Here is a 24,610-nt window from a genome sequence, read left to right as displayed (position 1 = left end):
CTGTATGAGGGTCAGGCCGAGGTGCGCGGGATGGTGTCGTCCTTGCGCAGGGTGAAGATCTCGTAGCCGGTGGCGGTCACCACCAAAGTGTGTTCCCACTGCGCCGAGAGCTTGCGGTCCTTGGTGATGGCGGTCCAGCCGTCGCCCAGCACCTTGGTGTCGGCCTTGCCCTGGTTGATCATCGGCTCGATGGTGAAAGTCATGCCCTCTTTGAGCTCCATGCCGGTGCCGGCGCGGCCGTAGTGGAGAATCTGCGGCTCTTCATGGAACACCTTGCCGATGCCATGGCCGCAGAACTCGCGCACCACCGAGAAACCGTTCTTTTCGGCGTGCTTCTGGATCACTTCGCCGATATCGCCCAGGCGGCAGCCCGGCTTGACCAGCTCGATGGCCTTGTACATGCACTCCTGGGTGATCTTCGACAGGCGCTCGGCCCAGACCGGCACGGTGCCGACGTGGAACATGCGGCTGGTGTCGCCGTGGTAGCCGTTCTTGATCACGGTGACGTCGATGTTCAGCGTGTCACCGTCCTTGAGTGGCTTGTCGTTGGGGATGCCGTGGCAGACCACATGGTTGATCGAGGTGCAGATCGACTTCGGGTAGCCCTTGTAGTTGAGGGGCGCCGGGATCGCCTGCTGGACGTTGATGATGTAGTCGTGGCACAGGCGGTCGAGCTCTTCGGTGGTGACACCGGGCTTGACGTGCTCTTCGATCATTTCCAGTACTTCGGCGGCCAGGCGGCCGGCGATGCGCATCTGCTCGATGTCTTCTGCGGTCTTGATGGTGACGGTCATTACAGGCTCTCTACGGCGCCGCGTGCGGCGCGAACGAACGGGAAAGGCCGGATTCTACCAGAGCATGGCGCCGATCTGGCGGGATAAACCTGCGGATCCGGTGGTCTATTGAGGGCATTCTGGGCGCAAAACCCGGGTGCTGCAAAAGCCGCTGACGGACGCAGCACGATCCGGGTTCCGTTCGCCGCCGGTCTGTGGTATAAAATGCGCCGCTTTCGGGGGAGGTCCCCGGAAAGCCTAAACCCACACACGTGTCGACACGATGGCCTGGGTGCCCCGCTTGTTCGCAGGCGCGGGTTGGTCATTGGGATACGTGGAGGCCCAACCCGACTTATCAAGGAACTATCATGTCCCAAGTCAACATGCGCGATATGCTGAAGGCCGGTGTGCACTTCGGCCACCAGACCCGTTACTGGAACCCGAAAATGGGCAAGTACATTTTCGGCGCGCGTAACAAGATCCACATCATCAACCTGGAAAAAACCCTGCCGATGTTCAACGACGCTCTGTCGTTCGTAGAGCGCCTGGCCCAGGGCAAGAACAAGATCATGTTCGTCGGCACCAAGCGTTCCGCCGGCAAGATCGTCGCCGAGCAAGCTGCTCGTTGCGGTTCGCCATACGTTGACCACCGCTGGTTGGGCGGCATGCTGACCAACTACAAGACCATCCGCGCTTCGATCAAGCGTCTGCGCGACCTGGAAACCCAGGCCGAAGACGGCACCTTTGCCAAGCTGACCAAGAAAGAAGCCCTGATGCGCTCGCGCGACCTGGAAAAACTGGATCGCAGCCTGGGCGGTATCAAGGACATGGGTGGCCTGCCTGACGCTCTGTTCGTCATCGACGTTGATCACGAGCGCATCGCGATCACCGAAGCCAACAAGCTGGGCATCCCGGTTATCGGCGTTGTCGATACCAACAGCAGCCCGGAAGGCGTTGACTACGTCATCCCAGGTAACGACGACGCCATCCGCGCCATCGAGCTGTACATGACTTCGATGGCTGACGCCGTCATTCGCGGCCGCAACAACGTTGCTGGCGGCACCGAAGTCTACGCTGAAGAAGCGGCTGCACCTGCTGCCGAGTAATAGACGCTAGCGTCTGCTTGGCACGCAAAAAGGGGGCTTTGCCCCCTTTTTGCCACCTTGAAATCCTGCTGTCAGCAATGGCCCCGCATCATGGGTCGGCTGAGCTAAAAACAGCGGATTTGCAGAATTTAACGCCCGTGACCAACGGGTGGAATGGTTGAAAAACTTTCCAAGAGGATTTTGAAATGGCAGCAATTACTGCAGCGCTGGTCAAAGAACTGCGCGAGCGTACCGGCGAAGGCATGATGGATTGCAAGAAGGCCCTGGAAAAGGCCGGCGGCGACATCGAAAAAGCCATTGACGACATGCGTGCCTCGGGCGCCATCAAGGCCGCCAAAAAGGCTGGCAACGTTGCCGCCGAAGGCGCCATCGCCGTCAAGACCGACGGCAAAGCCGCCGTTCTGCTGGAAGTGAACTCGCAGACCGACTTCCTGGCCCTGCAAGACGACTTCAAGAACTTCGTCGCCGAAAGCCTGGAAGAAGCCTTCGCCCAGAAGCTGACCGACGCAGCACCGCTGATCGCCTCGCGCGAATCCGCTCGTGAAGCCCTGGTTGCCAAGTGCGGCGAAAACGTCAACATCCGTCGCCTGGTGCGCGTTGAAGGTGACGTTGTCGGCGCCTACCTGCACGGCAACAAGATCGGTGCTGTCGTTGTTCTGAAAGGCGGCGACGTCGAGCTGGCCAAGAACATCGCCATGCACGTTGCAGCTTCGAACCCTGAGTTCCTGGATGCGTCGGAAATCTCCGCCGAGGCCATCGAGCGCGAGAAGAACGTCTTCCTGCAGCTGAACGCCGACAAGATCGCCGGCAAGCCGGAAAACATCGTTGAGAACATGATCAACGGCCGTATCACCAAGTTCAAAGCCGAAGCCTCGCTGAAAGAGCAAGCCTTCGTCATGAACCCGGAAGTCAAAGTTGGCGAGCTGGCCAAGAAAGCCGGTGCTGAAATCGTTTCCTTCACCTACTTCAAGGTCGGCGAAGGCATCGAGAAGCCGGTTGACGACTTCGCTGCCGAAGTTGCTGCCCAGGTAGCTGCTGCCAAGCAGTAAGACGGACTCGTCTGTCGCCCCAAAGAGGCTGCCCGCTCACGCGCGCAGCCTCTTTGTCAAAGCGCCAGCGGTTTACCCAACCGCTGCTCGCTGACGCAGAAGCTGCGTCAAGCTAGAGTGACTTGCGGGCAGAACGTGCCCGCCAGAATTATACAAACGCCGCAGGAGAGATTCGCAATGGCTCAGCAGGGCAGTGGTCATCAGGCTCGCTATAAACGCATTCTACTCAAACTTAGCGGCGAGGCCCTGATGGGCTCGGAAGAGTTCGGGATCGACCCCAAGGTCCTGGATCGCATGGCCCTGGAAGTCGGCCAGCTGGTCGGCATCGGTGTCCAGGTAGGCCTGGTGATCGGTGGCGGCAACCTGTTCCGTGGTGCGGCGCTCAGTGCAGCCGGCATGGACCGGGTCACCGGCGACCACATGGGCATGCTGGCTACCGTGATGAACGGCCTGGCCATGCGCGATGCGCTGGAGCGGGCGAACATCACCGCCATCGTCATGTCGGCCATCTCCATGGTGGGTGTGACCGACCACTATGACCGCCGCAAGGCCATGCGCCACCTCAATTCGAAAGAAGTGGTGATCTTTGCTGCCGGTACCGGCAACCCGTTCTTCACCACCGACTCCGCCGCTTGCCTGCGCGCCATCGAAATCGATGCCGACGTGGTATTGAAGGCAACCAAGGTCGATGGTGTATACACTGCAGATCCATTCAAGGACCCGCATGCCGAGAAGTTCGATCATCTGTCCTACGATGAAGTGCTGGATCGCAAGCTGGGTGTAATGGACCTGACGGCAATCTGCCTGTGCCGCGATCACAAGATGCCGCTGCGCGTCTTCAACATGAACAAACCCGGCGCCCTGCTGAACATCGTGCACGGCGGCGCGGAAGGAACCCTGATCGAGGAAGTTCAAAAATGATCAACGAAATCAAGAAAGACGCCCAGGATCGCATGGGCAAGTCCCTCGAGGCGCTGGCTCGCAACCTGGCGGCAATCCGCACCGGTCGTGCCCACCCAAGCATCCTCGACAGCGTCAAGGTCCCGGCCTGGGGGAGCGACATGCCGCTCAACCAGGTGGCCGCGATCACCGTCGAAGACGCCCGCACCCTGAAGATCGTCGCCCACGACAAGAACCTCAGCGCTGCCATCGAAAAGGCCATTCTGACCTCCGACCTGGGCCTGAACCCGTCCAGCGCCGGCACCACCATTCGTGTGCCGATGCCGGCCCTGACCGAGGAAACCCGCAAGGGTTACACCAAGCAGGCCAGCGGCGTTGCCGAAGACGCCAAGGTAGCTGTGCGCAACGTGCGTCGCGACGCCCTGGCCGACCTGAAAAAGCTTACCAAGGACAAGGAAATCAGCGAAGACGAAGAGCGTCGCGCCGCTGACGAGATCCAGAAGCTGACCGACAAGTTCGTTGCCGAAGTCGACGCTGCGTACAAAGCCAAGGAAAAGGACCTGATGGCCGTCTAAGGCCGGGGTTTTTTAATGGAAAAGACCAAGCTGGCGGCACCGGGTTCGGTGCCGCGTCACGTCGCTATCATCATGGACGGTAACAACCGCTGGGCGAAAAAGCGCCTGCTGCCCGGCGTCGCCGGGCACAAGGCCGGCGTGGATGCCGTGCGGGCAGTGATCGAGGTGTGCGCCGAGGCGAAGGTCGAGGTGCTCACGCTCTTCGCCTTCTCCAGCGAGAACTGGCAGCGCCCGGCCGAAGAGGTCGGTGCGTTGATGGAGCTGTTCTTCACTGCCCTGCGCCGCGAGGCCCGTCGGCTGAACGAGAACAACATCAGCCTGCGCATCATCGGCGACCGCTCGCGCTTTCACCCCGAACTGCAGGCCGCCATGCGCGAAGCCGAGGCCATCACTGCCGGCAGCGGCCGCTTCATCCTGCAGATCGCCGCCAACTACGGTGGTCAGTGGGATATCGCCCAGGCTGCGCAGCGCCTGGCGCGTGAAGTCCAGGCCGGCCACCTGCGCCCGGACGACATCACCCCCGAGCTGCTGCAAACTTGCCTGGCCACCGGCGACCTGCCGTTGCCCGACCTGTGCATCCGCACCGGCGGCGAGCGGCGCATCAGCAACTTCCTGCTGTGGCAGCTGGCCTACGCTGAGCTGTACTTCTCCGACCTCTTCTGGCCGGACTTCAAACACGAGGCCATGCGCACCGCGCTGGCCGATTTCGCCTCGCGCCAGCGCCGCTTCGGTAAGACCAGCGAGCAGGTCGAGGCCGGAGCCCGTGCTTAATGCTTAGACAACGCATCATTACCGCGCTGATCCTGCTGCCGGTCGCGCTGTGTGGTTTCTTCCTGCTCAATGGTGGGGATTTCGCACTGTTCATCGGCCTGGTGGTCACTCTGGGGGCCTGGGAGTGGGCGCGCTTGGCCGGGCTGGTGGCCCAGCCGCTGCGTATTGCCTACGCCGCTGTCGTCGCAGGCGGCCTGATGCTGCTGTATATCCTGCCGGAGCTGGCGCCCTGGGTGCTGGGTGCGTCGGTGATCTGGTGGGCGCTGGCCACCTGGCTGGTGCTCACTTACCCGCGCAGCAACGAGCTGTGGAGCAGCGCGGCTTGCCGCCTGCTGATCGGCCTGCTGATCCTGTTGCCGGCCTGGCAGGGGTTGGTGCTGCTCAAGCACTGGCCGCTGGGCAACTGGCTGATCCTGGCGGTCATGGTGCTGGTGTGGGCTGCCGACATTGGTGCGTATTTCTCCGGGCGTGCCTTCGGCAAGCGCAAGCTGGCGCCGCAGGTCAGCCCGGGCAAGAGCTGGGAAGGCGTCTATGGCGGTCTGGCGGTCAGCCTGCTGATCACCCTGGTAGTCGGCCTGAACCGCGGCTGGAGTATCGGTGAGCTGCTGCTGGGTCTGCTGGGTGCGGTGGTGGTGGTGATGTCCTCGGTGGTCGGCGACCTGACCGAGAGCATGTTCAAGCGCCGCGAAGGCATCAAGGACAGCAGCAACCTGCTGCCCGGCCATGGTGGTGTGCTCGACCGTATCGACAGCCTGACCGCGGCCATCCCGATGTTCGCCGTGCTGTTGTGGGCTGCCGAATGGGGTGTGATGTGAGTCAGCCGCAGCGCATTACCGTGCTGGGTGCGACTGGCTCCATCGGCCTGAGCACCCTCGATGTGATTGCCCGCCATCCGGACCGTTACCAGGTGTTTGCCCTGAGCGGCTATTCGCGGGTCGACGAGCTGTTGGCCTTGTGCTTGCGCCATCGCCCGGCGTTTGCCGTGGTGCCGGGTAGCGATGCGGCCACGCGCCTGCGCGAGGGTTTGAAAACCGCCGACTGCGCCACCGAAGTGCTGGAAGGCGAGGCCGGATTGTGCCAGGTGTCTGCCGCGCCTGAAGTGGATACCGTCATGGCGGCCATTGTCGGTGCTGCGGGCCTGCGCCCGACGCTGGCGGCGGTAGAGGCCGGCAAGAAGGTGCTGCTGGCCAACAAGGAAGCCTTGGTCATGTCCGGGGCGCTGTTCATGGACGCAGTGCGGCGCAGCGGCGCGGTGCTGCTGCCGATCGACAGCGAGCACAATGCGATCTTCCAGTGCATGCCCGGCGATTACGCCCGTGGCCTGAACGCGGTGGGCGTGCGGCGCATCCTGCTGACCGCCTCGGGCGGGCCGTTCCGCGAAACGCCTGCGGCTGAGTTGCTGAATGTTACCCCCGAACAGGCCTGCGCTCACCCCAACTGGTCCATGGGGCGCAAGATTTCGGTGGACTCGGCGAGCATGATGAACAAGGGCCTGGAGCTGATCGAGGCCTGCTGGTTGTTCGATGCGGCGCCCGGTCAGGTGGAGGTGGTGGTACACCCGCAGAGTGTGATCCACTCGCTGGTCGACTATGTCGACGGTTCGGTGCTGGCCCAGCTGGGTAACCCGGACATGCGCACCCCCATCGCCAACGCCCTGGCCTGGCCCGAGCGCATCGATTCGGGTGTTGCGCCGCTGGACCTGTTCAGCATCGCCCGTCTGGATTTCCAGGCCCCCGACGAACAGCGCTTCCCTTGCCTGCGCCTGGCGCGTCAGGCTGCCGAGGCGGGCAACAGTGCCCCGGCGGTGCTCAATGCGGCCAACGAAGTGGCAGTGGAGGCGTTTTTGCAGGGGCGCATCCGCTTCCCCGAGATCGCGGGTATGATCGAACAGGTGCTCGAGCAGGAACCGGTGGTGCCGGTGGCCACGCTCGACACCGTATTCGCCGCCGACCAGCGTGCCCGGGAACTTTCCCGGGAATGGCTGCGGCGCCACGGTCGCTGACCGGCAGCCGCTGGCTGCCCTCACGTCATCCGGAGATTGCACATGTCTGCGCTTTACATGATCGTCGGCACCTTGGTGGCACTGGGGGTGTTGGTCACCTTCCATGAGTTCGGCCACTTCTGGGTGGCGCGGCGCTGCGGCGTGAAGGTGCTGCGTTTCTCGGTGGGCTTCGGTGCGCCGCTGGTGCGCTGGCATGACCGCCATGGCACCGAGTTCGTGGTGGCGGCCATTCCGCTGGGTGGCTACGTCAAGATGCTCGACGAGCGCGAAGGCGATGTGCCGCCGGCGCTGGCCGGGCAGTCGTTCAATCGCAAGTCGGTGCGCCAGCGCATCGCAATCGTTGCTGCCGGCCCCATCGCCAATTTTTTGCTGGCCATTCTGTTTTTCTGGGTCATCGCCATGCTGGGCACGCAACAGGTGCGCCCGGTCATCGGTTCGGTCGAATCGGGAAGCCTGGCCGCCAGTGCCGGCCTGAGCGCTGGCCAGGAAATCGTTTCCATTGATGGCAAGCCGACCAATGGCTGGTCGGCGGTCAACTTGCAGCTGGTGCGCCGCCTCGGCGAGAGCGGCAGCCTGCGCGTGGGTGTGGTGGAGGAAGGCGCCAGCACTGCCCGCCAATTCGATATCCAGCTCGACCACTGGCTCAAGGGCGCCGATGAGCCCGACCCGATCCAGTCCCTCGGCCTGCGCCCGTGGCGCCCGGCGGTAGTGCCGGTGCTGGCCGAGATCGACCCCAAGGGCCCGGCCGCTGCCGCCGGGCTCAAGAGTGGCGACAAGCTGTTGGCCATCGACGGTACTGCGCTGGCCGACTGGCAGCAGGTGGTCGACGCCGTACGTGCTCGCCCCGAGAGCAAGGTCAGCCTGCGTATCGAACGTGACGGTGCTCAGCAGGATGTCGCGGTTACCCTGGCGCGCAAGGGCGAAGGCCAGGCTTCCGGTGGCTACCTTGGCGCTGGCGTGAAGGCTGGCGAGTGGCCGGCCTCGATGCTTCGCGAGGTCAGCTACGGCCCGCTGGAAGCGGTGGGCGAGGGGCTCTCGCGCACCTGGAGCATGAGCGTCCTGACCCTCGAGTCGCTGAAGAAAATGCTGTTCGGGGAGCTCTCGGTAAAAAACTTGAGCGGACCGATAACCATTGCTAAAGTGGCGGGCGCTTCAGCCCAGTCGGGCGTTGGGGATTTCCTGAATTTCCTGGCCTACCTGAGCATAAGCCTGGGGGTTCTGAATCTGCTGCCCATCCCGGTACTGGATGGGGGGCACTTGCTGTTCTACCTGATCGAGTGGGCGCGCGGTCGTCCGCTCTCGGATCGGGTGCAAGGTTGGGGGGTCCAGATCGGTATCAGTTTGGTCGTAGGGGTGATGTTGCTCGCCCTGATCAACGATCTGGGTCGACTATAAAAGCTTCGCTCAATCGCGAAACCTGCCGCGTTGTGTGCGGCGGGTTGTTTATTGCCAGTTGGAATAAAAGGACTTCATGAAACGTCTGCTGCTAACTGCGGTGCTCTCCGCACTGATGATCGCTGAAGTTCACGCCGAGTCCTTCACCATCTCCGATATTCGCGTCAACGGCCTGCAGCGGGTTTCCGCCGGCAGCGTGTTCGGCGCCTTGCCGCTGAACGTCGGTGACCAGGTCGACGACCGTCGCCTGGTGGACTCGACCCGTTCGCTGTTCAAGACCGGCTTCTTCCAGGACATCCAGCTGAACCGCGACGGCAATGTCCTGATCATCAACGTGGTCGAGCGCCCGTCGGTCTCCAGCATCGAGATCGAAGGCAACAAGGCGATCAGCACCGAAGACCTGATGAAGGGCCTGAAGCAATCGGGCCTGGCCGAAGGCGAGATATTCCAGCGTGCAACGCTTGAGGGCGTGCGTAACGAACTGCAGCGCCAGTACGTGGCCCAGGGCCGCTACTCGGCCGAGGTCGACGCCGAAGTGGTGCCGCAGCCGCGCAACCGCGTGGGCCTGAAGATCAAGATCAACGAAGGCACCGTGGCGGCCATCCAGCACATCAACATCGTCGGCAACACCGTGTTCGACGACGAAGAGCTGGCCCAGCTGTTCGAGCTGAAAACCACCAACTGGCTGTCGTTCTTCAAGAACGACGACAAGTACGCTCGCGAAAAACTCTCCGGTGACCTGGAGCGCCTGCGCTCGTACTACCTGGACCGCGGCTACATCAACATGGACATCGCCTCCACCCAGGTGTCCATCACCCCGGACAAGAAGCACGTCTACATCACGGTCAACGTCAACGAAGGCGAAAAGTACACCGTGCGTGACGTGAAGCTCTCCGGCGACCTGAAAGTGCCGGAAGACCAGGTCAAGTCGCTGCTGCTGGTGCAGCCTGGCCAGGTGTTCTCGCGCAAGGTCATGACCACCAGCTCCGACCTGATCACCCGCCGCCTGGGTAACGAAGGCTATACCTTCGCCAACGTCAACGGCGTGCCGCAGGCGCACGATGAAGACCACACCGTCGACATCATGTTCGTGGTCGACCCGGGCAAGCGTGCCTACGTCAACCGCATCAACTACCGCGGCAACACCAAGACCGAAGACGAAGTGCTGCGCCGTGAAATGCGCCAGATGGAAGGCGGCTGGGCTTCGACCTACCTGATCGACCAGTCCAAGACCCGCCTGGAGCGCCTGGGCTTCTTCAAGGAAGTCAACGTCGAAACCCCGGCAGTGCCAGGCACCGACGACCAGGTTGACGTGAACTACGCCGTGGAAGAACAAGCCTCGGGCTCGATCACCGCCAGCGTTGGTTTCGCGCAAAGCGCGGGCCTGATCCTGGGCGGCTCGATCAGCCAGAGCAACTTCCTCGGTACCGGTAACAAGGTGTCCATCGGCCTGACCCGTTCGGAATACCAGACCCGCTACAACTTCGGCTTCGTCGACCCCTACTTCACCGCCGACGGCGTGAGCCTGGGCTACAACGCCTTCTACCGCAGCACCAACTACGACGACCTCGACGTCGACGTGGCCAGCTATGCGGTGGACAGCCTCGGTGCCGGTGTCAGCCTGGGCTACCCGATCAGCGAGACCTCGCGCCTGACCTACGGCCTGACCGTGCAGCAGGACAAGATCAAGACCGGCAAGTACACCGTCGACGAGATCTTCGACTTCCTCGAGAACGAAGGCGACAACTTCCTCAACTTCAAGGCGTCGATCGGCTGGTCCGAGTCCACGCTCAACAAAGGCGTGCTGGCAACCCGTGGTCATTCGCAAAGCCTGACCCTGGAAACCACCGTGCCGGGCAGCGACCTGTCGTTCTACAAGCTCGACTACCGCGGCCAGCTGTTCAAGCCAATCAACAACGACTACACCCTGCGCCTGCACACCGAGCTGGGTTACGGTGACGGCTTCGGCTCCACCTCGGGCCTGCCGTTCTATGAAAACTACTACGCCGGTGGTTTCAACTCGGTCCGTGGCTTCAAGGACAGCAGCCTTGGCCCGCGCAGCACCCCGAGTACCGGCAAGAACCCGGGCACCATCGCCGACCCGGATCAGGATCCGCTGCCGTTCGGTGGCAACGTGCTGGTGCAGGGTGGTGTGGAACTGCTGTTCCCGCTGCCGTTCGTCAAGGACCAGCGTTCGCTGCGCACCTCCGTGTTCTGGGACGTGGGTAACGTGTTCGACACCAATTGCGGCTCCAAGCCCGATTGCGCCAAGGTCGGTTTCAGCGACATGGCCAGCTCGGTCGGCCTGGGCGTAACCTGGATCACTGCGTTGGGCCCGCTGAGCTTCAGCCTGGCGATGCCGATCAAGAAGCCGGACGACGCCGACACCCAGGTGTTCCAATTCTCTCTGGGCCAGACCTTCTAAGGGTCGGCCCTCGTACAACGACAACGGTTTATCCAGGAGTGCATCGTGCGTAAGTTGACCCAACTGGCCCTCGTGGCCGCGGCGCTGGTCGCCACCCCGGCTTTCGCCGAAATGAAGGTTGCCGTGCTGAACTATCAGATGGCCCTGCTCGAATCCGATGCGGCCAAGAAGTACGCCGTTGACGCCGAGAAGAAGTTCGGCCCGCAGCTGACCAAGCTCAAGACCCTGGAAAGCAGCGCCAAGGGCATCCAGGACCGCCTGATCAAAGGTGGTGACAAGATGCCTCAGCCAGAGCGTGAGCGCCTGGAGCTCGAATTCAAGCAAAAAGCCCGCGACTTCCAGTTCCAGTCCAAGGAACTGAACGAAGCCAAGGCCGTTGCCGACCGTGACATGCTCAAGCAGCTCAAGCCAAAGCTGGACGGCGCTGTGGAAGAAGTCATCAAGAAGGGCGGCTTCGACCTGGTGCTCGAGCGTGGCGCGGTCATCGATGTCAAGCCTCAGTACGACATCACCCGCCAGGTCATCGAGCGCATGAACCAAGCGCGTTGATATGACCGTGACCATGACGCTCGGCCAGCTGGCCGAGGCCCTCGGGGCACAGCTCAAAGGCCCCGAGGCGCTGCAGATCACCGGCCTTGCCACCTTGCAGGAGGCAGGCGCCGGGCAGTTGAGCTTCCTTGCCAACAAGCAGTACCGCAAGTTCCTCGACGACACCCAGGCCGCGGCAGTACTGCTCAAGGCCGAGGACGCCGAGGGCTTTGCCGGCAATGCCCTGATTGTCGCCGACCCGTACCTTGCGTACGCGCGCATTTCGCACCTGTTCGACCCCAAGCCCAAGGCTGTGGCGGGAATTCATCCCAGCGCCGTGGTGCATGAGGACGCAGAGGTCGATGCCAGCGCCAGCATTGGCCCGTTCGCGGTGATCGAGGCCGGTGCACGCATTGGTGCCAACGTGAGTGTCGGTGCGCATTGCTTCGTCGGTGCCCGCTGCGTCATCGGTGACGGTGGCTGGCTGGCACCGCGGGTCACCTTGTACCATGACGTGACCATCGGCAAGCGCGTGGTGATCCAGTCGGGCGCTGTGATCGGCGGCGAAGGCTTCGGCTTTGCCAACGAGAAGGGCGTGTGGCAGAAGATCGCCCAAATTGGCGGCGTGACCCTGGGGGATGACGTGGAAATCGGCGTGAACACTGCGGTTGACCGCGGTGCGCTGTCCGATACGCGCATCGGCAACGGCGTCAAGCTCGACAACCAGATCCAGATCGCCCACAACGTGCAGGTCGGTGACCACACGGCCATGGCGGCCTGCGTCGGTATTTCCGGCAGCACCAAGATCGGCAAGCACTGCATGATCGCGGGTGGTGTCGGCATGGTCGGCCACATCGATGTTTGCGACAACGTGTTTGTCTCCGGCATGACCATGGTCACCCGTTCCATTACCGAACCGGGCGGCTATTCTTCCGGAACGGCCATGCAACCCCTGGCCGAATGGCGCAAGAGCGCCGCGCGTATCCGCCAGCTCGACGAGATGTCCAAGCGCCTCGGGCAGCTGGAAAAACGTGTCGATACCGTGACCTCAGGTGGCCAGCCGACATCAGAAGGCTGATACCATTTCCTGAGCTAGAGAACAGTCGCTAGCTGGCTCCTCTTTGGATTTGCAAAAGGAGCGTGCGGTCAGCCCCTGCGCTCCCTATTCTTATTACAGGCTTCCCCCCGAAATGATGGACATCAACGAGATTCGCGAATACCTGCCTCACCGTTACCCGTTCCTGCTTGTGGACCGCGTCACGGACCTGGACTTCGAGGCCCAGAGCATTCGTGCCTACAAGAATGTCAGCATCAACGAGCCGTTCTTCAACGGCCATTTCCCGGCGCATCCGATCATGCCGGGCGTGCTGATCATCGAGGCCATGGCCCAGGCGGCCGGTATTCTCGGTTTCAAGATGCTCGACGCAAAACCTGCCGACGGCACCCTGTACTACTTCGTCGGCTCCGACAAGCTGCGCTTCCGCCAGCCGGTGCTGCCGGGCGACCAATTGGTGCTGGAAGCCAAGTTCCTCAGCCGCAAGAGCATGATCTGGAAATTCGAATGCCGCGCGCTGGTCGACGGCAAGCCGGTTTGCTCGGCCGAGATCACTTGTGCGGAACGCTCCCTATGAGTCTGATTGACCCTCGGGCGATCATCGACCCCTCGGCCAAATTGGCCGACGGTGTCGAGGTCGGCCCTTGGTCGATCGTTGGCCCCGGTGTCGAAATCGGGGAGGGCACCGTCATTGGCCCGCATGTGGTGCTCAAGGGGCCGACCCGTATCGGCAAGCACAACCGCATCTACCAGTTCAGCTCCATCGGTGAAGACACCCCTGACCTCAAGTACAAGGGTGAAGCGACGCGCTTGGTGATCGGCGACCACAATGTGATCCGCGAGGGTGTCACCATCCACCGCGGCACGGTGCAGGACCGCTCTGAAACCACTCTGGGCGACCACAACCTGATCATGGCCTACGCCCACATCGGCCACGACAGCGTCATCGGCAACCACTGCATCCTGGTCAACAACACCGCGCTGGCCGGGCATGTGCACGTGGGCGATTGGGCGATCCTGTCCGGTTACACCCTGGTGCACCAGTACTGCCACATCGGTGCCCACGCCTTCTCCGGCATGGGTACGGCGATCGGCAAGGACGTCCCGGCTTTCGTCACCGTGTTCGGCAGCCCGGCCGAGGCCCGCAGCATGAACTTCGAAGGCATGCGCCGTCGCGGTTTCAGCGACGAGGTCATCCATGCCCTGCGCCGCGCCTACAAGATCGTCTACCGCCAGGGCCTGACCGTTGAAGAAGCGGTGAAGGAGCTGGACGAGCTGGTCAGCCAGTTCCCCGAAGTGGACCTGTTCCGCCAGTCGATCCTCAAGTCCGACCGCGGCATCACCCGCTGATATGGCGCAGCTCTGTGTGGCGCTGGTCGCAGGCGAGGCCAGCGGCGATATTCTCGGCTCCGGCCTGATGCGCGCCATCAAGGCCCGCCACCCCGATGTACGCTTCATCGGGGTCGGCGGCCCCTTGATGGAAGCCGAAGGCATGGCCTCGTACTTCCCCATGGAGCGCCTGGCGGTAATGGGCCTGGTGGAGGTGCTCGGGCGCCTGCGCGAGCTGCTCAAGCGGCGCAAGCTGCTGATCGAGACGCTGATCGGCGAAAAGCCCGATGTGTTCATTGGTATCGACGCGCCTGACTTCACCCTCAACATCGAGCTCAAGCTGCGCCAGGCCGGGATCAAGACCGTGCACTACGTCAGCCCGTCGGTGTGGGCGTGGCGGCAGAAGCGCGTGCTGAAGATCCGCGAAGGTTGCGACCTGATGCTCACCCTGTTGCCGTTCGAGGCGCGCTTCTATGAGGAGCAGGGCGTACCGGTGCGTTTCGTCGGCCACCCGCTGGCCGACACCATCCCGCTCGAAGCCGACCGCGCTGCGGCACGCGCCGAGCTGGGGCTGGCCGATGGCCCGGTGATTGCGCTGATGCCTGGCAGCCGTGGTGGCGAAGTGGGGCGGTTGGGGGCCTTGTTTCTCGATGCCGCCCAGCGCCTGGGTGAGCTGGTGCCTGGTGCGCGCTTCGTGCTGCCTTGCGCCAACGCCGCGCGCCGCGCCCAGGTCGAGCAGATGCTCGTAGGCCGCGAACTGCCGCTGACCCTGCTCGACGGCCAGTCGCACCAGGCCCTGGCGGCCTGCGATGCGGTGCTGATTGCCTCGGGCACGGCCACGCTGGAGGCGATGCTGTACAAGCGCCCGATGGTGGTGGCCTACCGCCTGGCGCCGCTGACGTACTGGATTCTCAAACGCATGGTCAAGAGCCCCTACGTGTCGCTGCCCAACCTGTTGGCCCAGCGCATGCTGGTACCAGAACTGCTGCAGGACGCCGCCACCAGTGAGGCCCTGGCCCAGACCTTGGCGCCGCTGGTGCAGGATGGCACGCAGCAGACCGACAGCTTCGACCAGATTCACCGTACCCTGCGCCGTGACGCCTCCAACCAGGCGGCTGACGCGGTGCTGGCCCTGTTGAAGGACCGTTGACATGCAGATGGGACTGGATTTCAACCTGGTCGAAGACCTGGTGGCCGGCGTTGACGAAGTAGGCCGTGGCCCGCTGTGCGGCGCGGTGGTCACTGCGGCGGTCATTCTTGACCCGAACCGCCCGATCCTTGGCCTGAACGATTCGAAGAAACTCACCGAAGCCAGGCGCGAGGCGCTGTTCGACGAGATCTGCGAAAAGGCCCTGAGCTTTTGCATCGCCCGTGCCGAGGTGGAAGAAATCGACCGCCTGAACATCCTGCAGGCCACCATGCTGGCCATGCAGCGCGCGGTCGAAGGCCTGCACGTCACGCCAAAACTTGCGCTGATCGACGGCAACCGCTGCCCGAAGCTGGCGGTGCCGGCGGCGCCGGTGGTCAAGGGCGACTCGCAGGTGCCAGCCATCGCTGCGGCGTCGATCCTGGCCAAGGTCACCCGTGACCGCGAGATGAGCGCGTTCGAGCTGATCTACCCGGGCTATGGCATTGGCGGGCACAAGGGCTACCCGACGCCGGTGCACCTGGAAGCCCTGGCGCGGCTGGGGCCGACGCCGATTCACCGGCGCTCGTTTGCGCCGGTGCGGGCGGCCTGGGAGGCCCGTGAGGGCGTCTCCAGTTCGTTGATCTGATTGTCTTGATGCCCATCGCGGGGCAAGCCCGCTCCCACGTTTGATCAACAGGCGTGGGAGCGGGCTTGCCCCGCGATGCTTTCGAACACCCTGCGCCATTTACGCTACAATCCCGCCCTTGTCGTTCAGCTCTGCTACAGGATCTTCCATGTCGGTCTCCTTCGTTCACCTTCGCGTGCACTCCGAATTCTCCCTGGTCGACGGCCTGGTGCGGATCAAGCCGCTGGCCAAGGCCCTGGCGGGGATGAACATGCCGGCGGTGGCGATCACCGACCAGAGCAACATGTGCTCGCTGGTGAAGTTCTACAAGACCGCCATGGGCGCCGGCGTCAAGCCGATCTGCGGCGCCGACCTGTGGCTGGCCGGGGCCGACCCCGAGGCGCCGCTGTCGCGTATCTGCTTTTTGGCCATGGACCCCAAGGGTTACCGCAACCTCACCGAGCTGATCTCGCGTGGCTGGACCGACGGCCAGCGCAACGGCTTGGTGATCATCCAGCGTGACTGGATCGCCCCGGCCAGCGAAGGGCTGATTGCCCTGTCCGCCGGCAAGGAAGGCGATATCGGCATGGCGCTGATGAGCGGCCGCCAGGATGAGGCCGAGGCGCTGCTGGGCGATTGGCTGGGCATGTTCCCCGAGCGCTTCTATGTGGAGGTGCAGCGCACCAACCGCGTCGGTGACGAGGAGTACGTGCACGCCGCCGTGGCCCTGGCCGACAAGCTCGGCGCACCGCTGGTGGCGACCAACGACGTGCGTTTCATCAAACAGTCGGACTTCGACGCTCACGAAACCCGCGTGTGCATCGGCGAGGGCTGGACCCTCGATGACCCGCGCCGCCCTCGCGGCTACAGCGACCAGCAGTACCTCAAGTCGCCGGAAGAAATGGCCGAGCTGTTCAGCGACCTGCCCGATGCCATCGCCAACACCGTAGAGATCGCCAAGCGCTGCAACATCACCGTACAGCTGGGCAAATACTTTTTGCCCGACTTCCCCACGCCCAACGGCATGGGCATCGACGACTACCTGCGCCATGTGTCCCACGAAGGCCTGGAAGAGCGCCTGGCGGTGCTATGGCCGAAGGACACCACGCCCAACTACGAAGAAAAGCGCCAGGTGTATCTGGACCGCCTGAAGTTCGAACTGGACATCATCATCCAGATGGGCTTCCCCGGTTACTTCCTGATCGTTATGGACTTCATCAAGTGGGCCAAGAACAACGACGTGCCAGTGGGCCCGGGCCGGGGTTCGGGTGCGGGCTCGCTGGTGGCCTATGTACTGAAGATCACCGACCTCGACCCGCTGGCCTACGACCTGCTGTTCGAACGTTTCCTCAACCCTGAACGTGTATCCATGCCCGACTTCGACGTCGACTTCTGCATGGACGGCCGTGACCGGGTGATCGACTACGTGGCCGAGGCCTACGGGCGCAACGCGGTGAGCCAGATCATCACCTTCGGCACCATGGCGGCCAAGGCGGTGGTGCGCGACGTGGCGCGGGTTCAGGGCAAGTCCTACGGCCTGGCTGACCGCCTGTCGAAGATGATCCCGTTCGAAGTGGGCATGACCCTGGAGAAAGCCTACGAGCAGGAAGAGATCCTGCGCGATTTTCTCAAGAGCGACGAGGACGGCCGCGAGATCTGGGACATGGCCCTCAAGCTCGAGGGCGTTACCCGGGGTACCGGCAAGCACGCTGGTGGCGTGGTCATCGCCCCCACCAAGCTCACCGATTTTTCGCCGATCGCCTGTGACGAAGAGGGCGGCGGCCTGGTGACCCAGTTCGACAAGGATGACGTCGAGGCGGCGGGCCTGGTGAAGTTCGACTTCCTCGGCCTGCGTACCCTGACCATCATCAAGTGGGCGATGGAGATCATCAACCGCGAGCAGAAAAAGAAAGACCTGCCCGACCTCAACATCGACTTCATCCCGCTGGATGACCGCAAGACCTACGAGCTGCTGCAAAAAGCCGAAACCACGGCAGTGTTCCAGCTTGAATCGCGCGGCATGAAGGAGCTGATCAAAAAGCTCAAGCCTGACTGCCTGGAAGACCTTATCGCACTGGTGGCGCTGTTCCGCCCGGGCCCGCTGCAATCGGGCATGGTGGACGACTTCATCAACCGCAAGCACGGCCGCGCCGAGCTTGCCTACCCGCACTCCGACTACCAGTACGAGGGCCTCAAGCCGGTACTGGCGCCGACCTACGGCATCATCCTGTACCAGGAACAGGTGATGCAGATCGCCCAGGTGATGGCCGGCTACACCCTCGGTGGCGCCGACATGCTGCGTCGGGCGATGGGTAAGAAAAAGCCCGAGGAGATGGCCAAGCAGCGCGGCGGCTTCATTGAAGGTTGCGTTGCCAACAACATCGACGCGGACCTGGCCGGTAACATCTTCGACCTGGTAGAAAAGTTCGCCGGCTACGGCTTCAACAAATCCCACTCCGCCGCCTACGGCCTGGTGTCATACCAGACCGCCTGGCTGAAGACCCACCACCCGGCGCCGTTCATGGCCGCGGTGCTGTCGGCGGATATGCACAACACCGACAAGGTGGTGGTGCTGGTGGAGGAAGTGCGCAGCATGAAGCTGCGCCTGGACGCGCCGGATGTGAACTGCTCCGACTTCAAGTTCACCGTGAACGACGACGGGCGCATCGTCTATGGCCTGGGCGCGATCAAGGGGGTGGGCGAGGGGCCGGTAGAGGCCATCGTCGAAGCCCGCGCGCAAGGCGGCCCGTTCAAGGACCTGTTCGACTTCTGCGACCGCATCGACCTCAAACGGGTCAACAAGCGAACCCTCGATGCGCTGATCCGCAGCGGTGCGCTGGACCGCCTGGGGCCGCACTTCCATGACGAGATCAAGGCCTACCAGGCCAACATCGACATCAACCGCGCCACCTTGCTGTCGGCGTTGGGCGAGGCGGTCAAGGCCGCCGAACAGGCTGCGCATACCGCCGACAGTGGCCACGTCGACCTGTTCGGCAGCATGTTCGACGACGTGGAGGTCGACGTCTATGCCAACCACCGCAAGGTGCGCGAGCTGACCCTCAAGGAGCGCCTGAAAGGCGAAAAGGACACCCTCGGGCTGTACTTGACCGGCCACCCGATCGACGAGTACGAGACCGAAATCCGCCGCTTTGCCCGCCAGCGCATCGTCGACCTCAAGCCAGCGCGCGATACCCAGACCATCGCCGGCATGATCATTGCCCTGCGGGTGATGAAGAACAAGAAGGGCGACAAGATGGGCTTCGTCACCCTCGACGACCGCTCGGGGCGTATCGAGGCCTCGCTGTTCGCCGATTCGTTCATGGCTGCCCAGGCCCTGCTGCAGACCGATGCCATGGTGGTGGTGGAAGGCGAGGTGAGCAACGACGACTTCTCCGGTGGCCTGCGCCTGCGGGTCAAGACGGTGATGACCATGGAAGACGCGCGCACCAAGCTGGCCGAGAGCCTGCGCCTGAAAATCGCCCACGATGCGCTGAAAGGCGACCGCCTGAACTGGCTGGGCGAGCTGATCACCCGCCACCGCGGCGGTTGCCCGATCACCCTGGAATACACCGGCAGCGACGCCAAGGCCATGCTGCAGTTCGGTGACCAGTGGTCGATCGACCCGGCCGATGGCCTGATTCAGGCACTGCGTGACCAGTTCGGGCGTGAGAACGTCTTCCTGCAATACCGTTGAAACGACGAATTTTAATCTCGACCTTTATGCGCCTGATCCCTTAAGGTAGGGCGCCAAACGGATCAACCGGCCGGCCGCCTGGCCGTAGACCCAAGACGGAAGCCTATGAACCCGAATTTCCTCGATTTCGAACAGCCGATTGCCGACCTGCAAGCCAAGATCGAAGAGCTGCGCCTGGTGGGCAACGACAACTCGCTGAACATCAGCGATGAAATTGCCCGTCTGCAAGACAAGAGCAGCACCCTGACCGAGAGCATCTTCGGCAACTTGACCAGCTGGCAGATCGCCCGCCTGGCCCGTCACCCGCGCCGCCCGTACACCCTCGACTACATCGAGCACATCTTCGAGGAGTTCGAAGAGCTGCACGGCGACCGTCACTTCTCCGACGACGCCGCGATCGTGGGCGGTACCGCGCGCCTGAACGACAAGCCGGTGATGATCATCGGCCACCAGAAGGGCCGCGAAGTGCGCGAAAAGGTTCGCCGCAACTTCGGCATGCCGCGCCCTGAAGGCTACCGCAAGGCCTGCCGCCTGATGGAAATGGCCGAGCGCTTCAAGATGCCGATCCTGACCTTCATCGACACCCCGGGCGCTTACCCTGGCATCGACGCCGAAGAGCGCAACCAGAGCGAAGCCATCGCCTGGAACCTGCGTGTCATGGCGCGCCTGAAGACCCCGATCATCGCCACCGTGATCGGTGAGGGTGGTTCGGGCGGTGCCCTGGCCATCGGCGTGTGCGACCAGCTGAACATGCTGCAGTACTCCACCTACTCGGTGATCTCGCCCGAAGGTTGCGCCTCGATCCTGTGGAAGACTGCCGACCGTGCCGCCGACGCTGCCGAGGCCATGGGCGTGACCGCCGATCGTCTGAAGAGCCTGAACATCGTCGACAAAGTCATCCAGGAGCCGCTGGGCGGCGCCCACCGTGACCCGGCCAAGATGTCGGCCAGCGTGCGCGCCGACCTGATCGAACAGCTGGACATGCTCGGCAAGCTCGACAACGATGCGCTGCTCAAGCGCCGTTACGATCGCCTGATGAGCTACGGCCTCTGACAGGCTGAGACCCAATCGCCGGCAAGCCGGCTCCTACAGAATTGCGCGTCACCTGTAGGAGCCGGCTTGCCGGCGATCGGGGCTTCCCGGATCTTTCGCCAAGTGGGGCGCTGATGCTCGACCTCACCCCGCAACTCTCCCCCTGGCTCAACGCCCCCGCCTGGCACATCGCCTTCTCCGGCGGCCTCGACTCCACCGTCCTGCTGCACCTGCTGGCCGACTACCGCCGCACCCATACCACGCCCCCCCTGCGCGCTATCCACGTACACCACGGCCTGCAAGCCGCCGCCGACACCTGGCCGGAACACTGCCGCGCCGTGTGCCAAACCTTGGGCGTCGAGCTCGATATCGTGCACGTCGAAGTCGCCCCAGGCGCCAGCCTGGAACAGGCCGCCCGCGACGCCCGCTACGGTGCGTTCGAAAAATTGCTGGGGCCGGGCGAGGTGCTGTTCACCGGCCAGCATCGCGACGACCAGGCCGAAACCCTGTTGTTTCGCCTGCTGCGTGGCGCGGGCTTGCGCGGCCTGGCGGCCATGCCCGAAGTGCGGGCGCTGGGGCAGGGCAGGCTGGTGCGCCCGCTGCTGAAGGTGTCGCGCCGGCAGTTGCAGGCCTATGCCGAGGCGCGCGGGCTGGTGTGGGTCGAAGACCCCTCCAATGCCGATACCGGCTTCGCCCGCAATTTCCTGCGCGGTGAGGTATTACCCCTGATGCATGGGCGCTGGCCGCAGGCCGGGGGTAACCTGGCACGCGCCGCTGAACACCTGGGTGAGGCGCAGGGCTTGCTGGATGAAGTCGCCGTCACCGACCTGGCCGCTGCCGCCGGTGCCGAGCCATGGCCCTGGCTGGGCCTGGCCTCCCTCGACCTTGCCACACTGGCCACGCTTTCACCGGCCCGCCAGCGTAACGCCTTGCAGTACTGGCTGAGCGCCCGTACCCGTCTGCCCGACAGCCGCCATTGGGCGGGCTGGGACGACCTGCGCGATGCGGCCGCCGACGCCACGCCAGTGTGGCGCCTGACCGATGGCCAGTTGCTGCGCAGCCACGGGCGTATCTGGTGGTTGAGCGGGGCCTGGCTGCGGCCGGTCGCAGGCGATCAAGCCTGGCCCGAGCCAAGCTTGCCGTTGCACCTGCCTGGCAACGGCAGTGTCTGCCTGGCCGGCGAGCCTGCCGGGCAGGGCCTGCGCATCGCCTACCGGGTGGGTGGTGAAGTCATGCAGGTGCCAGGCCGTGGTCGTCGCGACCTCAAGCGCCTGCTCAACGAAGCGCAGCTGCCGCACTTCGTGCGTCCGCGCCTGCCGCTTTTGTACCGTGGCGAACAGTTGCTGGCAGTGGCCAACCTGCCCGCATTGGGGGGGGCGAATTGCCAGCTGCACTGGCAGCCGCCGACCAACGTGCAAGGTTTGAGCTGAAGGGTACATTCCGGTAGACTACCCTCCCTTCTTGATACAACTTCTGTGGCTTCCTCGAAAACACAGCAGTTGCCGATTACCAAGCAGTTTTTTGCTGGGCTGATTCTTAAAATGACGAGCGAGCTCCACACCGGGGATACCCCTGGTCTGTACAGACGCGGCAGTTGTTCGAGATGCACTGTGATTGACGCAGGTGATCGGGGGCTTCGGCCTTCCTTCGCTTTCTCCGGCGGCCCAAGCCGCCTTAACGCAGACTTCTAGGGTTTTTCATGACGCGCTACATATTCGTCACGGGCGGTGTTGTTTCTTCATTGGGGAAAGGCATTGCCTCGGCATCCCTGGCGGCCATCCTGGAAGCGCGGGGCCTGAAGGTCACCATGCTCAAGCTGGACCCGTACATCAACGTCGACCCGGGCACCATGAGCCCGTTCCAGCACGGTGAAGTGTTCGTCACCCACGACGGCGCCGAGACTGACCTCGACCTGGGCCACTACGAGCGGTTCATCCGCACCACGATGACCCAGAACAACAACTTCACCACCGGCCGCATATACGAGCACGTGCTGCGTAAAGAGCGCCGTGGTGATTACCTGGGCGCGACCATCCAGGTCATCCCGCACATCACCGACGAGATCAAGCGCCGCATCATCAAGGGCGCGGGCGACGCCGACGTTGCGCTGGTCGAGATCGGCGGCACCGTGGGCGACATCGAGTCGCAGCCGTTCCTCGAGGCCATCCGCCAGCTGCGCGTCGAAGTGGGCTCCAAGCGCGCCATGCTGATGCACCTGACCCTGGTGCCGTACATCGCCACCGCCGGCGAGACCAAGACCAAGCCGACCCAGCACTCGGTCAAGGAGCTGCGCTCCATCGGCCTGCAGCCGGACGTGCTGATCTGCCGCTCGGACCACCCGGTCGATGCCTCGTCGCGCCGCAAGATCGCGCTGTTCACCAACGTCGAAGAGCGTGCGGTGATTTCGCTGGAAGACGTCGACACCATCTACAAGATCCCTGGCGTGCTGCACGCACAAGGCCTGGACGACTTCGTCGTCGAGCGCTTCGGCCTGCAGTGCAACAGCGCCGACCTGTCCGAGTGGGACAAGGTGGTGGACGCCAAGCTCAACCCTGAGCAGGAAGTCACCATCGCCATGGTCGGCAAGTACATGGAGCTGCTGGATGCGTACAAGTCGCTGATCGAAGCGATGAGCCACGCCGGCATCACCAACCGCACCAAGGTCAACCTGCGCTACATCGATTCCGAAGACATCGAGAACCAGGGCACCAGCCTGCTCGAAGGCGCCGATGCCATCCTGGTACCGGGCGGTTTCGGCCTGCGCGGCGTCGAAGGCAAGATCACTGCGGTGCAATACGCCCGTGAGAACAAGGTGCCGTACCTGGGCATCTGCCTGGGTATGCAGGTGGCCGTGATCGAGTTCGCCCGTAACGTTGTGGGTTGGAAGGACGCCAACTCCACCGAGTTCGACCGCAACAGCGGCCACCCGGTGGTCGGCCTGATCACCGAGTGGGCTGACGCCACCGGCGCGGTCGAGACCCGCACCGAAGCTTCCGACCTGGGCGGCACCATGCGCCTGGGCGCCCAGGACTGCCAGCTGGCCTCCGGCTCGAAAGTGCACGACTGCTACGGCAAGGACATCATCACCGAGCGTCACCGCCACCGCTACGAAGTGAACAACAACCTGCTGCCTCAACTGGTCGAAGCTGGCCTTGTGGTATCGGGCCGTTCCGAAGACGGCGCGCTGGTGGAAGTGGTCGAGTCCAAGGACCACCCATGGTTCGTCGCCTGCCAGTTCCACCCGGAGTTCACCTCGACGCCTCGTGACGGCCACCCGCTGTTCAGCGGTTTCGTCAAGGCTGCCCTGGCACAGAAGAACAAGGCCTGATCCATGACTCAGAAGATCATTCGCGTCGGTAACATCGAGATCGCCAACGACAAGCCGTTCGTCCTGTTCGGCGGCATGAACGTCCTGGAGTCCCGTGACCTGGCCCTGAAGGTCTGCGAGGAGTACGTGCGGGTCACCGAAAAACTCGGTATCCCGTACGTGTTCAAGGCCAGCTTCGACAAGGCCAACCGCTCGTCGGTGGCCTCGTACCGTGGCCCGGGCATGGAAGAGGGGCTGAAGATCTTCGAGGAGATCAAACGCACCTTCAACGTGCCGGTGATCACCGACGTGCACGAACCCTACCAGTGCGAACCGGTGGCGCAGGTGTGCGACATCATCCAGCTGCCGGCCTTCCTGTCGCGCCAGACCGACCTGGTGGTGGCGATGGCCAAGACCGGCGCGGTGATCAACATCAAGAAGGCGCAGTTCCTGGCGCCCCACGAGATGAAGCACATCCTCGCCAAGTGCGTCGAGGCCGGCAACGACCAGCTCATCCTCTGTGAGCGCGGTTCGAGCTTCGGCTACAACAACCTGGTGGTGGACATGCTCGGCTTCGGCATCCTGAAGCAGTTCGAGTACCCGGTGTTCTTCGACGTCACCCATGCCCTGCAGACCCCGGGCGGGCGCGCCGACTCCGCCGGTGGCCGCCGCGCCCAGGTCACGGACCTGGCCAAGGCCGGCATGAGCCAGGGCCTGGCCGGGCTGTTCCTCGAAGCCCACCCGGACCCGGACAACGCCAAGTGCGACGGCCCCTGCGCCCTGCGCCTGGACAAACTGGAGCCGTTCCTCAGCCAGCTCAAGCAGCTGGATGACCTGGTGAAAAGTTTTCCGACGGTAGAAACCGCGTAAAGCGCGTTTCTCGGGTAAAGTACCGCCCGTTCCACCCCCTGACTGT

21 protein-coding genes are annotated in these 24,610 nt (G+C 63.4%); 20 read left to right on the top strand and 1 reads right to left on the bottom strand.

The genetic code is table 11. The annotated features are described in order from the left end of the window. Positions 1-11 precede the first annotated feature (11 nt). The gene (gene map / locus KSS94_RS20965) at positions 12-794 is read right to left on the bottom strand and encodes a type I methionyl aminopeptidase (protein WP_217839971.1); all 783 of its coding nucleotides are present in this window, start codon (positions 792-794) and stop codon (positions 12-14) included. 347 nt (positions 795-1,141) lie between these two features. Between map and rpsB the strand changes: the two genes are divergently transcribed. The 20 genes from rpsB (at position 1,142) to kdsA (ending at position 24,564) form a co-directional block, all read left to right on the top strand. Then, positions 1,142-1,879: a 30S ribosomal protein S2 gene (rpsB, locus tag KSS94_RS20960; protein WP_217839970.1), complete on the top strand. Its 738-nt coding sequence runs from the start codon at positions 1,142-1,144 to the stop codon at positions 1,877-1,879. 185 nt (positions 1,880-2,064) lie between these two features. Continuing rightward, a complete protein-coding gene (gene tsf, locus KSS94_RS20955) occupies positions 2,065-2,928 on the top strand; it encodes a translation elongation factor Ts (RefSeq protein WP_217839969.1) in 864 nt (287 codons plus the stop codon). Positions 2,929-3,105: 177 nt separating this feature from the next. Further along, positions 3,106-3,849, top strand: a complete 744-nt coding sequence (gene pyrH / locus KSS94_RS20950) for a UMP kinase (RefSeq protein WP_028690676.1) — start codon at positions 3,106-3,108, stop codon at positions 3,847-3,849. After that, entirely contained in the window at positions 3,846-4,403 is a 558-nt protein-coding gene (gene frr, locus KSS94_RS20945; protein WP_217839968.1) for a ribosome recycling factor, read from the top strand. The genes pyrH and frr overlap by 4 nt, the downstream gene beginning before the upstream one ends. A 15-nt stretch (positions 4,404-4,418) precedes the next feature. After that, the gene (gene uppS / locus KSS94_RS20940; protein ID WP_217839967.1) at positions 4,419-5,174 is read left to right on the top strand and encodes a polyprenyl diphosphate synthase; all 756 of its coding nucleotides are present in this window, start codon (positions 4,419-4,421) and stop codon (positions 5,172-5,174) included. After that, positions 5,174-5,989 carry a phosphatidate cytidylyltransferase gene (locus KSS94_RS20935; RefSeq protein WP_217839966.1) on the top strand — a complete coding sequence of 272 codons (816 nt, stop codon included), beginning with the start codon at positions 5,174-5,176 and terminating at the stop codon, positions 5,987-5,989. Before uppS ends, KSS94_RS20935 begins: the two co-directional genes overlap by 1 nt. After that, entirely contained in the window at positions 5,986-7,176 is a 1,191-nt protein-coding gene (gene ispC / locus KSS94_RS20930; RefSeq protein WP_217839965.1) for a 1-deoxy-D-xylulose-5-phosphate reductoisomerase, read from the top strand. The genes KSS94_RS20935 and ispC overlap by 4 nt, the downstream gene beginning before the upstream one ends. A 42-nt stretch (positions 7,177-7,218) precedes the next feature. After that, positions 7,219-8,571 carry an RIP metalloprotease RseP gene (gene rseP / locus KSS94_RS20925; protein WP_217839964.1) on the top strand — a complete coding sequence of 451 codons (1,353 nt, stop codon included), beginning with the start codon at positions 7,219-7,221 and terminating at the stop codon, positions 8,569-8,571. A gap of 76 nt (positions 8,572-8,647) precedes the next feature. After that, the gene (gene bamA / locus KSS94_RS20920; RefSeq protein WP_217839963.1) at positions 8,648-10,996 is read left to right on the top strand and encodes an outer membrane protein assembly factor BamA; all 2,349 of its coding nucleotides are present in this window, start codon (positions 8,648-8,650) and stop codon (positions 10,994-10,996) included. Between the two features lie 45 nt (positions 10,997-11,041). Then, positions 11,042-11,545 carry an OmpH/Skp family outer membrane protein gene (locus KSS94_RS20915; RefSeq protein ID WP_217839962.1) on the top strand — a complete coding sequence of 168 codons (504 nt, stop codon included), beginning with the start codon at positions 11,042-11,044 and terminating at the stop codon, positions 11,543-11,545. Position 11,546: 1 nt separating this feature from the next. Next, positions 11,547-12,602, top strand: coding sequence for a UDP-3-O-(3-hydroxymyristoyl)glucosamine N-acyltransferase (lpxD, locus tag KSS94_RS20910; protein ID WP_217839961.1), 1,056 nt, complete (start codon positions 11,547-11,549; stop codon positions 12,600-12,602). 112 nt (positions 12,603-12,714) lie between these two features. Further along, positions 12,715-13,155: a 3-hydroxyacyl-ACP dehydratase FabZ gene (gene fabZ / locus KSS94_RS20905; protein WP_003252314.1), complete on the top strand. Its 441-nt coding sequence runs from the start codon at positions 12,715-12,717 to the stop codon at positions 13,153-13,155. Further along, on the top strand, positions 13,152-13,928 hold the full coding sequence (gene lpxA, locus KSS94_RS20900; RefSeq protein WP_217839960.1) for an acyl-ACP--UDP-N-acetylglucosamine O-acyltransferase: 777 nt from the start codon (positions 13,152-13,154) through the stop codon (positions 13,926-13,928). The genes fabZ and lpxA overlap by 4 nt, the downstream gene beginning before the upstream one ends. Position 13,929: 1 nt before the next feature. Continuing rightward, entirely contained in the window at positions 13,930-15,057 is a 1,128-nt protein-coding gene (lpxB, locus tag KSS94_RS20895) for a lipid-A-disaccharide synthase (RefSeq protein WP_217839959.1), read from the top strand. A gap of 1 nt (position 15,058) precedes the next feature. After that, complete coding sequence (gene rnhB, locus KSS94_RS20890) at positions 15,059-15,682, top strand: ribonuclease HII (RefSeq protein ID WP_217839958.1); 624 nt, start codon at positions 15,059-15,061, stop codon at positions 15,680-15,682. Between the two features lie 148 nt (positions 15,683-15,830). Continuing rightward, a complete protein-coding gene (gene dnaE / locus KSS94_RS20885; RefSeq protein WP_217839957.1) occupies positions 15,831-19,355 on the top strand; it encodes a DNA polymerase III subunit alpha in 3,525 nt (1,174 codons plus the stop codon). Positions 19,356-19,460: 105 nt separating this feature from the next. Further along, positions 19,461-20,408 carry an acetyl-CoA carboxylase carboxyltransferase subunit alpha gene (locus KSS94_RS20880; RefSeq protein ID WP_217839956.1) on the top strand — a complete coding sequence of 316 codons (948 nt, stop codon included), beginning with the start codon at positions 19,461-19,463 and terminating at the stop codon, positions 20,406-20,408. 113 nt (positions 20,409-20,521) lie between these two features. Then, a complete protein-coding gene (gene tilS / locus KSS94_RS20875; protein WP_217839955.1) occupies positions 20,522-21,817 on the top strand; it encodes a tRNA lysidine(34) synthetase TilS in 1,296 nt (431 codons plus the stop codon). 269 nt (positions 21,818-22,086) lie between these two features. Beyond that, positions 22,087-23,715, top strand: coding sequence for a CTP synthase (pyrG, locus tag KSS94_RS20870; protein ID WP_217839954.1), 1,629 nt, complete (start codon positions 22,087-22,089; stop codon positions 23,713-23,715). Between the two features lie 3 nt (positions 23,716-23,718). Next, on the top strand, positions 23,719-24,564 hold the full coding sequence (kdsA, locus tag KSS94_RS20865) for a 3-deoxy-8-phosphooctulonate synthase (protein ID WP_217839953.1): 846 nt from the start codon (positions 23,719-23,721) through the stop codon (positions 24,562-24,564). Positions 24,565-24,610 lie beyond the last annotated feature (46 nt).

The organism is Pseudomonas fakonensis (assembly GCF_019139895.1).
GTDB classification, from domain to species: Bacteria; Pseudomonadota; Gammaproteobacteria; order Pseudomonadales; family Pseudomonadaceae; genus Aquipseudomonas; species Aquipseudomonas fakonensis.
Note: the sequence above shows the minus strand (reverse complement) of the source record. Positions and strands in the feature narration are given on the sequence as shown.